This is a genomic window from Nocardia sp. A7, from assembly GCF_046549215.1.
Classification (GTDB): domain Bacteria; phylum Actinomycetota; class Actinomycetes; order Mycobacteriales; family Mycobacteriaceae; genus Nocardia.
The window spans coordinates 683,485-695,534 of record NZ_JAJPWE010000003.1 but is presented as its reverse complement, the minus strand read 5'-3'; the positions used below and the strand labels follow the sequence as shown (position 1 = coordinate 695,534).

The 12,050-nt window shown below is 67.0% G+C and carries 12 protein-coding genes and 1 tRNA gene; 6 read left to right on the top strand and 7 right to left on the bottom strand.

From position 1 onward, the window contains the following. Position 1 precedes the first annotated feature (1 nt). From ACLJPD_RS21055 to ACLJPD_RS21040, 4 genes are all read right to left on the bottom strand, one after another. Complete coding sequence (locus ACLJPD_RS21055; protein ID WP_410874547.1) at positions 2-1,399, bottom strand: ATP-binding protein; 1,398 nt, start codon at positions 1,397-1,399, stop codon at positions 2-4. 68 nt (positions 1,400-1,467) lie between these two features. Next, complete coding sequence (locus ACLJPD_RS21050; protein ID WP_410874320.1) at positions 1,468-2,175, bottom strand: response regulator transcription factor; 708 nt, start codon at positions 2,173-2,175, stop codon at positions 1,468-1,470. 64 nt (positions 2,176-2,239) lie between these two features. Continuing rightward, positions 2,240-3,763, bottom strand: coding sequence for a trehalose-6-phosphate synthase (locus tag ACLJPD_RS21045; protein ID WP_410874546.1), 1,524 nt, complete (start codon positions 3,761-3,763; stop codon positions 2,240-2,242). Positions 3,764-3,807: 44 nt separating this feature from the next. Continuing rightward, on the bottom strand, positions 3,808-3,966 hold the full coding sequence (locus tag ACLJPD_RS21040; RefSeq protein WP_165610244.1) for a hypothetical protein: 159 nt from the start codon (positions 3,964-3,966) through the stop codon (positions 3,808-3,810). 172 nt (positions 3,967-4,138) lie between these two features. Between ACLJPD_RS21040 and ACLJPD_RS21035 the strand changes: the two genes are divergently transcribed. From ACLJPD_RS21035 to ACLJPD_RS21020, 4 genes are all read left to right on the top strand, one after another. Next, positions 4,139-4,972: an alpha/beta fold hydrolase gene (locus tag ACLJPD_RS21035; RefSeq protein ID WP_410874319.1), complete on the top strand. Its 834-nt coding sequence runs from the start codon at positions 4,139-4,141 to the stop codon at positions 4,970-4,972. 129 nt (positions 4,973-5,101) lie between these two features. Beyond that, entirely contained in the window at positions 5,102-5,338 is a 237-nt protein-coding gene (locus ACLJPD_RS21030; RefSeq protein ID WP_022565839.1) for an MbtH family protein, read from the top strand. A 79-nt stretch (positions 5,339-5,417) separates the two neighbouring features. Beyond that, positions 5,418-5,489, top strand: a tRNA-Thr gene (locus ACLJPD_RS21025). 766 nt (positions 5,490-6,255) lie between these two features. Then, positions 6,256-7,005 (top strand): SDR family NAD(P)-dependent oxidoreductase, encoded by a 750-nt coding sequence (locus ACLJPD_RS21020; protein ID WP_410874318.1) that lies wholly within the window; start codon positions 6,256-6,258, stop codon positions 7,003-7,005. A gap of 49 nt (positions 7,006-7,054) precedes the next feature. Here ACLJPD_RS21020 and ACLJPD_RS21015 read toward each other — a convergent pair whose 3' ends face one another. Both ACLJPD_RS21015 and ACLJPD_RS21010 read right to left on the bottom strand, forming a co-directional pair. Further along, positions 7,055-7,480 carry an HIT family protein gene (locus ACLJPD_RS21015; RefSeq protein WP_410874317.1) on the bottom strand — a complete coding sequence of 142 codons (426 nt, stop codon included), beginning with the start codon at positions 7,478-7,480 and terminating at the stop codon, positions 7,055-7,057. A gap of 14 nt (positions 7,481-7,494) precedes the next feature. Beyond that, the gene (locus ACLJPD_RS21010) at positions 7,495-7,872 is read right to left on the bottom strand and encodes a PH domain-containing protein (protein WP_410874316.1); all 378 of its coding nucleotides are present in this window, start codon (positions 7,870-7,872) and stop codon (positions 7,495-7,497) included. A 218-nt stretch (positions 7,873-8,090) separates the two neighbouring features. Between ACLJPD_RS21010 and purD the strand changes: the two genes are divergently transcribed. After that, positions 8,091-9,374, top strand: a complete 1,284-nt coding sequence (gene purD / locus ACLJPD_RS21005) for a phosphoribosylamine--glycine ligase (protein WP_410874315.1) — start codon at positions 8,091-8,093, stop codon at positions 9,372-9,374. Between the two features lie 77 nt (positions 9,375-9,451). Here purD and ACLJPD_RS21000 read toward each other — a convergent pair whose 3' ends face one another. Beyond that, complete coding sequence (locus ACLJPD_RS21000; protein WP_410874314.1) at positions 9,452-10,612, bottom strand: M23 family metallopeptidase; 1,161 nt, start codon at positions 10,610-10,612, stop codon at positions 9,452-9,454. Between the two features lie 127 nt (positions 10,613-10,739). Here ACLJPD_RS21000 and ACLJPD_RS20995 point away from each other — a divergent pair, with 127 nt between their 5' ends. Then, complete coding sequence (locus tag ACLJPD_RS20995; RefSeq protein WP_410874313.1) at positions 10,740-11,903, top strand: pyridoxal phosphate-dependent aminotransferase; 1,164 nt, start codon at positions 10,740-10,742, stop codon at positions 11,901-11,903. Positions 11,904-12,050 lie beyond the last annotated feature (147 nt).

The following is a 12,050-nucleotide window of genomic DNA, read 5'->3' as shown; positions in this document are numbered from 1 at the left end:
TCTACTCCCCACGCGGCAGGCGGACCACGAAGGTGGCGCCGCCGCCCGGGGTGGTTTCCACGCGCACTGTGCCGCCGTGGGCCGCGACGAGTGCGGCCACGATCGACAGCCCGAGCCCGCTGCCACTGCCTTTGGCGCTGTCGCTGCCGGTGCTGCGGCGGGTGCGGGAGATGTCGGCGCGGTAGAAGCGTTCGAAGACGTGGTTGGCGTCTTCGGTGGTGAGCCCGGGGCCGGTGTCGGCGACCTCGAACTGGACCTCGTCGGGAGCGGGGGTCAGGCGGACGGTGATCGAGGTGCCGTCAAGGGTGTGGGTGCGGGCGTTGTCGAGGAGGTTGGTGAGGACCTGGCGGAGGCGGTGTTCGTCGCCGAGGATTTCCAGGGTGCCGGGGCCATCGGCGATTTCCAGGGTGATCGGGCGGTGTTGTCCTTCGGCGGCTTCGACCGCGCGGGCGCTGTGGACGGCGTCGCCCGCCACGGCCAGCAGGTCCACCGGGCTCAGTTCGACGGGGCGCTGGGCGTCGAGGCGGGCCAGCATGAGCAGGTCCTCGACCAGCAGGCCCATGCGCTGGGCCTCGTGCTCGATGCGGTTCATGAACATCGCGGGGTCGGTGGTCGCGCCTTGGCGGTACAGCTCGGCGAAGCCGCGGATCGTGGTGAGTGGGGTGCGCAGTTCGTGGCTGGCGTCGGCGACGAAACGGCGCATCTTCGCCTCGGATTCGCGCGCGGCGGTTTCGGAGGCCTCGGTGGCGGCGAAGGCCTGTTGGATCTGGGTCAGCATGCTGTTGAGCGAGCGGGACAGCCGGTCGACCTCGGTATCGTTGCCGCGCACCGGAACCCGGCGATGCAGCTGACCTTCGGCGATCGCGGCGGCGGTCACCTCGACCCGGCGCAGCGGCCGCAAACTGCTTCGGACGACGAAATAGGCGGCAACCGCCAAGGCGGTCAGCACAATCGCGCCGACGAGCAATTGCAGCACGATGAGGTTGCGCACCGTCTCGATGTTGTCGGTCAGCGGCAGTGCGACCGTCGCCTTCGCCTCTGGGGTCTGCAATGTGAGCACGCGCCACTGCTCGGTGTCCTCGCCCACCGAGCCCACCGTGACCGGCTGGAGGGACGGCGGGTCGGGCAGGGCAGGGGTGGCGCTGGTTCCGAAGACATTGTCGAAGCCGAAAGTTTGCTTTCCGTCGGCACTTTCGGCACGCAGGAAGTATTGGCTGGGGAGCTGCCTGATCTCGTGTGAGGGCGGTGGCGGCGGCGCGGGATTGCTCACCCGCCGCTCCCATTCGAGCGCGGCGTCGTGCAGCTGCTGATCGGTGCGGTCCTGCAGCGAGTTCTTCATCGCTGTGGTGACGACGAAACCGGAAGCGACCAAACCGAATCCGGCCATCGCGACCAGCATCAGCACCAGCGTCACCCGCAGCGGGATCGCGGCCAGCCGTCGGCCGATCCCGGTGCGCGACGGCGCCGTCACCGGCTCGCCGGCTCGCGCATCACATAGCCGACCCCACGCAGCGTGTGGATCAACCGATGCTCGCCGGTGTCGACCTTCTTGCGTAGATACGACACGTACGTCTCCACGACTCCGACTTCACCACCGAAGTCGTAGCGCCACACGTGATCCAGGATTCGCGGCTTGCTGAGTACGCTGCCGGCGTTCACCATGAAGTAGCGCAACAGCGTGAACTCGGTGGGGGACAACGCAACCGGCTCGCCGGCTTTCCACACCTCGTGCGTGTCGTCGTCGAGTTCGATGTCGGCGAAGCGCAACCGCGTACTCGCCTGCTTCGGTTCGGCATGGCCGGCTCGCCGCAGGATCACCCGCAGCCGCGCCACCACCTCCTCCAGGCTGAACGGCTTGGTGACGTAGTCGTCGGCGCCGAGGGTGAGCCCGGTGATCTTGTCGTCCACATCGTCGCGCGCGGTCAGAAACAGCACCGGCGCGTCGATACCGTCGGCGCGCAACCGGCGCAGCAGGCCGAAGCCGTCCATGCCGGGCATCATCACGTCGACGATCAGCGCCTGCGGGCGAAACGTGCGCGCCCGATCCAGTGCCTGCGCACCGTCGGCCGCCGTCGCCACCTCGAACCCCTGGTAGCGCAAGCTCACCGCCAGTAGCTCGACGATCATCGGCTCATCGTCGACGACGAGCACCCGCGCTTCCGGCACACCACTCATACCCCTATGGTCCACCACCCCGCTGGGAAGTGGCTGGACCGACGCTGTGAGGTCGCTGTGTAGGTCAGTGAGCGTCGGCCGGGTAGGTCTGCTCGTCGCTCATCAGTGCCGAACCCGCCACACTGCCGTGCGAGAGGGCGTCGAGGAACGCGCGCGCCCACCGTTCGACATCGTGGGTGAGCACCTGACGGCGCAGCGACCGCATGCGTCGGCGTTTGGTGTCGCGGTCGTCGTCGAGTGCGCCGATGATCGCGTCCTTCACGCTGTCCAGATCGTGCGGGTTGCACAGGTAGGACTGGCGCAGCTCGGCCGCGGCACCGGTGAACTCGCTCAGCACCAGGGCGCCGTTGAGGTCGCTGTGGCAGGCCACGTACTCCTTGGCGACCAGGTTCATGCCGTCGCGCAGCGGTGTGACCAGCATGGCGTCGGCGGCGATGAAGAACGCGATCAGCTCGTCGCGGGGGATCGGGCGGTGCAGGTAGTGCACGACCGGGTAGCCGACGCGGGCGAACTCGCCGTTGATCCGGCCCACCTGACGTTCGATGTCGCCACGCATCTTGATGTAGCTCTGTACGCGTTCGCGGCTGGGGGTGGCCAGCTGCACCATCACCGTCTCGGACGGATCGATCCGACCCTCTTCGAGGAGTTCCTGCAGCGCGTTGAGCCGGATGTCGATGCCCTTGGTGTAGTCGAGGCGGTCGACACCGAGCATGATGTTCTTGGGATTGCCCAGCTCAGCACGTATCTGCGCGGCCCGTTCCCGCACCGAACGGTGACGCGAGGACTCGTCGAGTTCGGCGGAATCGATCGAGATGGGGAACGCGCCGACGCGCACCGTGCGGAAACCGACCTGCACGACACCCAGCTTCGAACGAACACCGATCGTGCCGCGCGAGGTGGGCTGACCGGCCAGGCGACGGGCCAGGTAGAGGAAGTTCTGCGCGCCGCCGGGCAGGTGGAAACCGATCAGGTCGGCGCCGAGCAGGCCCTCGACGATCTCGGTGCGCCACGGCATCTGCATGAACAGTTCGACCGGCGGGAACGGGATGTGCAGGAAGAAGCCGATGGTCAGATCGGGCCGAAGCATGCGCAACATCTTGGGCACCAGCTGCAACTGGTAGTCCTGCACCCAGACCGTCGCGCCCTCGGCGGCCACCTTCGCGGTCTCCTCGGCGAAACGGCGGTTGACCTCGACATAGGCAGCCCACCATGCCCTGTCGTACACCGGGCGCACGATCACATCGTGGTAGAGCGGCCACAGGGTGCCGTTGGAGAACCCCTCGTAGTAGTCCTCCACCTCCTGCGCCGTGAGCGGCACCGGATACAGCTCGAGCCCATCCTCGATGATGGGTTCGACCTCGGCATCGGGCACACCGGCCCAGCCGACCCAGGCGCCCTTGTTACTGCGCAGCACCGGTTCCAGCGCGGTTACCAGCCCACCGGGGCTGCGCTTCCACTTGGTGGTGCCGTCGGGCAGGCGCTCGAGGTCGACCGGCAGCCGGTTGGCGACGACAACGAATCCCGGACCGGATCCGCTCGGTGCGAGGGTTTCTTCAGACGGACGGTCGTTGGACGGTTGATCGATCATTTGGTCCACTTACGCATCCTTATGCGTCGCAGGGGTGCGCTGTGTCAGGCGGGGGCTATGCCGAGCATGGACAGCAGCATGCGGCACTCGTCGGCGTCTTCGGCGTGTGCCGCGACGACCTTCTGTGCCTGGCGGGCGGTTTCGTCGGCAAGCGGCTCGAGCTCATCATCGGCGATGTCGTTGGCGGTGCTCTTCGCGGCCATATGGTTCGTCCTCCCGGTTTCCCTGCGCTCTACCTGCGAGTGGCCAATACTATCGGGCGCCGGCGCACGGCCGATGAACAAGCGACGCGTAACACCCCGCCCCGGTGCCGTGTCGTGGCGGTCCCGTTACCGTGGTGCCAGTACACGATCCACCCCGCAGAGAGGTTTCTTCATGCCAGTGGCCACGGTGAACGGCATCGCACTGAATTATCAGGTCAAGGGCGACCGTACCAAGGGCACCGACGTCAAGGGTGGGGGTCCGCTGGTGGTGTTGATCATGGGGACCGGGTCGCCGGGCCGGGTATGGGAGCTGCACCAGGTGCCCGCGTTGGTCGCGGCGGGCTATCGGGTCTGCGTGTTCGACAACCGCGGGATCGCGCCGTCGTTCGAGGCCGCGGGTGGGATGCGGATCGAGGAATTGGTCGCCGATACCGCCGCGCTGATCGAGTTCCTCGACGAAGGGCCCGCGCTGATCGCGGGGACGTCGATGGGTGCGCGAGTGGCGCAGGAGTTGGCGCTGGCCCGGCCCGATCTGGTGCGCAAGGCCGTGTTCATGGCCGGTCACGGGCGGCTGGATCAGTTCCAGAAGACGCTCTCGGCGGGTGAGCAGGACCTCGACGCCTCGGCGGTGCAGCTGCCGCCGAAGTTCGAGGCGGCACTGGCGGCGGTGATGAACCTGTCGCCCGCGACGATGGCCGACGCCAACGCGGCGCGCGACTGGCTGGACCTGTTCGAGTTCACCGTGGGCACCCCGTCACCCGGCATCCGGGCCCAGCGGGCGATGGATCACAATTTCGATCGAGTTGCCGCATACCGCTCGATTACGGTGCCCTGCTTGGCAATTGGGTTCGCCGATGACCGGATGATCCCGCCGTATCTGTCGCGCGAAGTGGCCGAGGCCATTCCCGGCGCCCGCTACCAGGAGGTCCCCGATACGGGCCACTACGGCTACCTGGAACGGCCCGAGGCGGTCAACAAGATCCTGCTCGACTTCTTCGCCGCCTGATCGCTTAGGCGAGGCAGCATTGGGTAACTCCCTACCGGTAACCTATGCCTTGCTACTGTCGACACAACGCTCGTGGCTCAGCAGCCGCGCAGTGACCCTGTACACAGCGCCAGTATCCAGTGAGGTGAAATGAGCACCAACCCCTTCGACGACGAGGACGGCCGCTTCTTCGTTCTGGTCAACGATGAAGAGCAGCACTCCCTGTGGCCCGCGTTCGCGGAGGTCCCGGCGGGCTGGCGTGTCGTGTTCGGCGAAGAAAGCCGGGCAGCGTGCGTCGAGTACGTCGAGAAGAACTGGACCGACATGCGGCCCAAGAGCCTGCGTGACGCGATGGCCGCCGACGACGCAGCCCGCGCCCAGTCCTGATCTCCTCCGCACGACCGCGTGACACCGATCCGGTGTCGCGCGGTCGGCGTATGCGGCTATAGTTGTCGCCGCAGTACCCGCCTCCTTAGCTCAGTGGTAGAGCACCGCTCTTGTAAAGCGAAGGTCGTCAGTTCAATCCTGACAGGGGGCTCATCTCGAAAGAAGGCTCTGACTAAGGTCAGAGCCTTCTTTGCGCGCTAGCCGGTACCGACTTGTGCCCCAGCATCTGGACGCCCATCACGCTCGCCTCTGTCGAGGCGGAACTCCGCGGCCTGCATCGTCGGCGGGATGGGTGTTCGAGTGCTGCGCAGGGTTTCTCGGTTCAACGACGGAAGGCCCCGGCGCGTTGGCGCCGGGGCCTTTCCTGCGTTACTACACTGCACTTGCTGGTACTGCACTTACTTCACTTACTGGTACTTCTACTTCACTTGCTTCATCGCACCGCCAGCGGTCCGGCCGACTGCACCGGATCCTCTTCTCCGCCAGGCGGAACGGTCGAACTGTCCCGGGCAGCTCGCCTGCCCGGCCCTCTGATTTGCTGAACAACAGCGACTGTATACGCCAACTTCGAGGATGTCTACATCCGCCACGATAGTTTTTTTGCATCACACGGCGAGTGGGCTCGGCGCTTCGCTCGCGGCAGGAATCGAACCTCCGACCCGAGCTGCAGCACACTGCCTAGTTGACGACCGCCGATGCCGGGGACGGCACGACGGCGCGGTCCGATTGTGGCGGGCAGCGCTGCCGGTGGCCGCGTACTGATCGGCAAGGACATCGCGTCGATCGCGGCACCCGACTGGTCAGTGCGAACACCGGCGCGAAATCGGAGATGTCATGGCGGTCATCGCCTGCCGTACGGTGATCGGTGAAGCTCTTCTTGTTCTGTCCGCGGAAACGTTGAGATAGGAGAATGGCGCATGGCTGTATATGACGTGGGTGGTCGTTCGGCGATTGTCAGCGGGGCCGGGTCGGGGATCGGGCGGGCGGTGGCGCTCGAACTGGGGGCCAACGGGGCTTCGGTATTGGTGTTCGATCTGAACGGCGAGGCTGCGAAGAAGGTCGCTGACGAAATTGTCGGGGCGGGCGGAATCGCGGTTCCGTTCGATGGGGACGCCGCGGATCCGGAGACTGTGGGGCGCAGTGTTGCGGCCGCTCAGGACCTCGGGCCATTGCGGATCGCGGTCAACAACGCTGGTATCAGCGGCGAATCGAACCTGATCGGCGACTACTCGACCGAGAGTTGGCGCAAGGTGATGTCGGTGAACCTGGATTCGGTGTTCTACGCGTTGCGCGCCCAGCTGCCGGTGATGGTCGCCGCCGGTGGCGGATCCATTGTGAATATGGCGTCGATTCTTGGCAGCGTCGGTTTTCCGATGTCGTCGGCGTATGTCACTGCCAAACACGGCGTGGTCGGGCTCACGCAGAACGCGGCGCTCGAATATGCGAAGCAAGGTGTTCGGGTCAATGCCGTAGCCCCGGGATTTATTCGCACCCCGCTGCTGGACGACACCATCGAGGCCACGAAGTTCCTGGCCGACAAGCATCCCGTCGGGCGGTTGGGCACCCCGGAGGAGGTGGCGAATCTGGTGCTTTTCCTGGTCAGTGACGCATCCACATTCATCACCGGCGGTTACCAACTCGTGGATGGTGGTTACACCGCGCAGTGATCACCTCGTCCGAGGAGTTGATGGCCTGGTCGTTCGCATCAACGGGCGATCAGGCGGGGACGTTGGCTCCGTAGCCGAGGTCGCGCAGGGCCGACTTGATCTTGTTCTGGGCCTCGTCGAGGGATTCGGGGGCGGGGTCGGAATCGGCGCCGGAGATGTCGAAGTTGCCCATGGTGTAGGCCGGGAAGACGTGGGTGTGCAGGTGGGGGACCTCGAGGCCGGCGATGAGCAGGCCCGCGCGTGGCGCGTCGAAAGCGACGCGGACGGCCTGGCCGACCTTCTGGGCGACGCCCATCATCGCGGCCATCGTGGTGGGATCCACGTCCTGCCACTGGTCGATCTCCGCGCGCGGGACGATGAGGGTGTGGCCCTGGGTCACGGGGGCGATGGTGAGGAAGGCGACGAACTCGTCGTCTTCCCAGACGAAACGACCGGGAATCTGACCGGCGATGATCGCGCTGAAAACGGATGCCATACCGCCGAGCGTAGCTAGATCGACGCGAAATGCGACAGGATGCCCTGCACCTCGTAGATGTCGACCTGGCGGTTGAAGCGCTGCTTGACCGGCTCGCCGCCGCTGCCGATCCAGATGTAGAGCTCGGCGTCGAGGTCGAAGGTGCCCGCGGTTTCGACGGCGAAGTGGCTGATCGAGCGGTAGGGGATGCTGTGGTAGCTCACCTTGCGGCCGGTGACGCCCTGTTTGTCGACCATGATCAGGCGGCGATTGGTGAACAGCATCGCGTCGCGGACCAGGATGAACGCCGCATACACCTGCTCGCCCTCCCCGAACAGCTTCGCGTACTCCCGCTGGGCGGCGGCCGGATCTACGCGACCGGCATTGCCCATCATTCCGTCGAGCAGGCCCATGGTGTGCTCCCCGATTCGGTGGCGGCTCTCGCGCCATACCTGCGTTCCATTGTGGCGCAAGTGAACCCGAGCCGCGAGGTCTATGGTGTGGCTGCTCGAGGTATCGGTACGCGGAAACCGCGGCTCGGTAGCGATACTTCGCATCGGTTCGCGGTGCGCGAAGTGCGCGGTCAGGGGCGTGCGAAATGCGTGCGAAGCGCGCGACTAATCTTGCACCCGTGCGCGTACTCGTCATCGGTTCCGGAGCCCGTGAACATGCCCTCGTCCTGGCGCTGCGCCGGGATCCGTCCGTGACGGCGGTGATCGCCGCACCGGGCAACCCCGGCATCGGCCAGCACGCCGAGCTACGCCCGGTAGACCCCTGCTCCGGCGAAGACGTCGCCGCCCTCGCCGCCGAGACGGCCGCTGACCTGGTGGTGATCGGTCCCGAGGTACCGCTGGTGCTCGGCGTCGCCGACGTCGTGCGCGCGGCCGGTTTCCCGGTGTTCGGCCCGTCGGCCGACGCGGCACGGATCGAAGGGTCCAAGGCGTTCGCCAAAGATGTGATGGCGGTGGCCGGTGTTCGGACCGCGCACAGCGAGATCGTCGACACCCCGGCCGAGCTGGACGCGGCGCTCGACCGCTTCGGCCCGACCTGGGTGGTCAAGGACGACGGGCTCGCCGCCGGCAAGGGCGTAGTCGTGACCGCCGACCGGCACGCGGCCCGCGACCACGGTGCCGAACTGCTCGAACAGGGACACCCGGTGTTGCTCGAGTCGTTCCTCGACGGCCCGGAGGTGTCACTGTTCTGCCTGGTAGACGGCGAAACCGTGATCCCGTTGCTGCCCGCGCAGGACCACAAGCGCGTCGGCGACGGCGACGCGGGCCCGAACACCGGTGGTATGGGCGCCTACACGCCGCTGCCGTGGTTGTCTGCGGAAACGCTCACCGAGATCGTCGAAGACGTGGTGAAACCGGTTGCCGCCGAGCTGGTCGCGCGTGGCAGCTCGTTCTCGGGCCTGCTGTACGCGGGTCTGGCGATCGGCACGCACGGCCCCGCCGTCGTCGAATTCAATTGCCGCTTCGGCGATCCCGAGACCCAGGCGGTGCTCGCCCTGCTGGACAGCCCCTTCGCCGAACTCCTGCACGCCACCGCGACCGGGCGCCTCGCCGAGGTCGACGCGCCGCGCTGGAAGGACGGCGCCGCGATCACCGTCGTGCTCGCCGCTGAGAACTACCCGGCCCGCCCGCGCACCGGCGATGTGATCACCGGCGCCGATGACAGTGCGCTCGAGGGCGAAACCCTTGTGCTGCATGCCGGTACGGGTCAGCGCGAGGACAAGGCGCTGGTGTCGGCGGGCGGACGCGTGCTGAATGTGGTCGGTGTCGGCGCGGATCTCGCGCAGGCCAGGGAACGCGCCTATGCGCGACTGGCCGGAATCAAGCTGCCGGGCAGTCACTTCCGAACCGACATCGGTGCGACCGAAGTCGTTGTGCCGGAACGGGTTACGGCCGCGCCGTAATCTTCGACGGGGTGGCGTGCCCCGGCGGTCGTCGGACAACGAAGCGGACGTGGTGGGGCGAGCTGTCCCGCACCGATCTAGGTCAGTTGTAGCCCGTGGACGGCCAACCAGGCCTGCGGGTCCACGTGTTGACCGTTCTGCACGATTTCGAAGTGCAGGTGCGGGCCGGTGGAGTCGCCGCGATTGCCGATGCGCGCGATCTGCATACCAGCCGGGACGCGCTCGCCTTGGGAGACGAAGAAGTCGTACATGTGGCCGTAGATGCTGATGGTGCCGTCGTCGTGGCGGATACGGACCCACAGGCCGAAGCCCTGCGCCGGGCCCGCCTCGACCACGGTGCCGTCGGCCACGGCGTAGATGGGGCTGCCGATGGGGCCCGCGATGTCGATGCCGCGGTGCAAGGTGCCCCAGCGGGAGCCGAAACCGGACGTGAACGCGCCCTTCGCGGGCAGGCTGAACCCGCCGACCGACGGGGTCGAGCCGGGCACCATCGCGCCGGGGACCACCGGGGCGCGCTGGCCCATCCAGTCCTGCCATTCGCCGGAAACCGCGGCCGCCGCCTCCGCTTTCGCGCGTTCGAGGGTGGCGCGGGCCGCCGCGGCGACCACGAGTGCCTCGCGGCGCTTTTCACCCGCGTCGATCGCGGTGAGCATGCGGGTCGCCGATTGGGGGTTGGGTAGCAGTTGCGGGGGATAGGCGATGGCCACGTGCAACGCTTCGCCCGGTGCCAGAGGAGGCCCGTCGACGGTGGCGCCGAACTGCCCGTCGGCAGCGACTAACACCGCCACAGCAGCCATTCCGGCGATGAGTGCCCGCCGCTCGACCAGCACCTGACGCACCCGCTCGCGGCTCGGCCGCCGCGCCCACATCCCCTCGGCCTGCGCCTTGGGCCGCCGCCAGAAAACCTTGCGCACCTCGCCACTGCGCAGCTCGCCCGCGATCTCCCCGACCACCGGATACCGCGCGGCCCACTCCGCCGTCCGATCCCGCGCCGCGACCTTCGGAGGCAACTGTTCGCGCCAATTCGCCTGCAAGATCCGGCCGTTGACGCTGACTGCCCGACGGCTGGCACGCCCGGTGCTCGATCGGGCAGTCCCCTCGGCATCGGTTGGTTCGGTGCTGTCGGACGCGCTGTCCGCAGTGGATGCGCTGCTGTTCGCGGCCGAGTCCGCCGTTGTCGATTCCGCGTCCTCGTCGGACGCCATGTCGGCGCCCACGCCCGTCCCTGTCCGCTTCATTCCGCCCCCGCGCCCCTGCCCCGACGTACCCACGGGGGCCGCGTCGGTGGCTGCGTATTCGCTGTCGGAGCCATTGTGCCGACCATATCTGTGAACGCTCCCAATCGGGTGCTCTACCGTCTCTCGAGTGTCCAGAGAATCGCGCCGGTCGGCCATTGCCCCTTTCTACGTCATGGATGTATGGAAAGCGGCCGCTGAACGCGCCAGGTCGCACGGGGATGTGCTGGTACTCGCCGCGGGGCAGCCCTCGACGCAGGCGCCCGCGCCGGTGCTGCGGGCGACCAGGGCCGCCATCGATCACGAATTGCTCGGCTACACCGAGACATTCGGGATTCTGCCGTTGCGGGAGGCGATCGCGGGCCATCACAGCGAGACCTACGGCTATGACGTGCACCCGGACGAGGTGGTGGTGACGACCGGCTCGTCGGGCGCTTTCACGCTGATCTTCCTGGCCGCCTTCGACGCGGGTGACACCGTGGTGGTGGCGCGCCCCGGCTATCCCGCCTACCGCAACACGCTCAGCGCCCTCGGTTGCACCGTCGTCGAACTGGACTGCGGGCCGCAGACCAGATTCCAGCCGACCGTCGCGATGCTCGAAGCGCTGCCCGAGCCGCCGAAGGGCCTGGTGGTGGCCAGCCCGGCCAACCCGACCGGCACCATGATCGACCCCGCCGAACTCGCCGCGCTGGCCCGCTGGTGTGAACAGCACGGCACGCTGCTGATCTCCGACGAGATCTATCACGGCATCACCTACGCGGGCGCGAGCACGCCGACCTCCTCGGCGTGGGAGTTCTCCCGCGAATCGGTGGTGATCGGTTCGGTGTCGAAATACTTCTCGATGACCGGCTGGCGGCTCGGCTGGATGCTGGCCCCGGCCGACCTGCGCCCGGCGCTGCAACGGCTGGCGTCGAACATGACGGTGTGCCCGCCCGCGATCTCCCAGTACGCGGCCGTGCACGCTTTCGGGCCGGAAGCCAAGGACGAATTGGACGGGCACGTCCGTCGGTACGCGCGCAACCGGTCACTGCTACTGGAGGGTTTGCCCGCGATCGGAATCACCGATCTCGCGCCCGCCGACGGCGCCTTCTACGCCTACGCCGATATTGGTCATTTGACCGATAATTCCCGCGCCTGGTGCGCCGAGGTACTCACCGAAACCGGCGTCGCTCTGGCGCCCGGTCTCGATTTCGACACCATCAATGGAAACCACACGGTCCGTTTTTCCTTCGCGGGCGCCACCGACGACATCACCGCAGCTCTGGAGCGTCTGGGACGGTTCATGAAAGGGTGATCCGGTGTCGTGTCAACAGTGATGTGAGACAACAACTTTGCGTAGTACGAACACATCTGTGCCGGGATACGGTAAAAATCAGTTATCCCGAATTCCCAGTGTTTCCCCGATGACGATTGCGCACGGTTGAACTGATGATGACTGGCA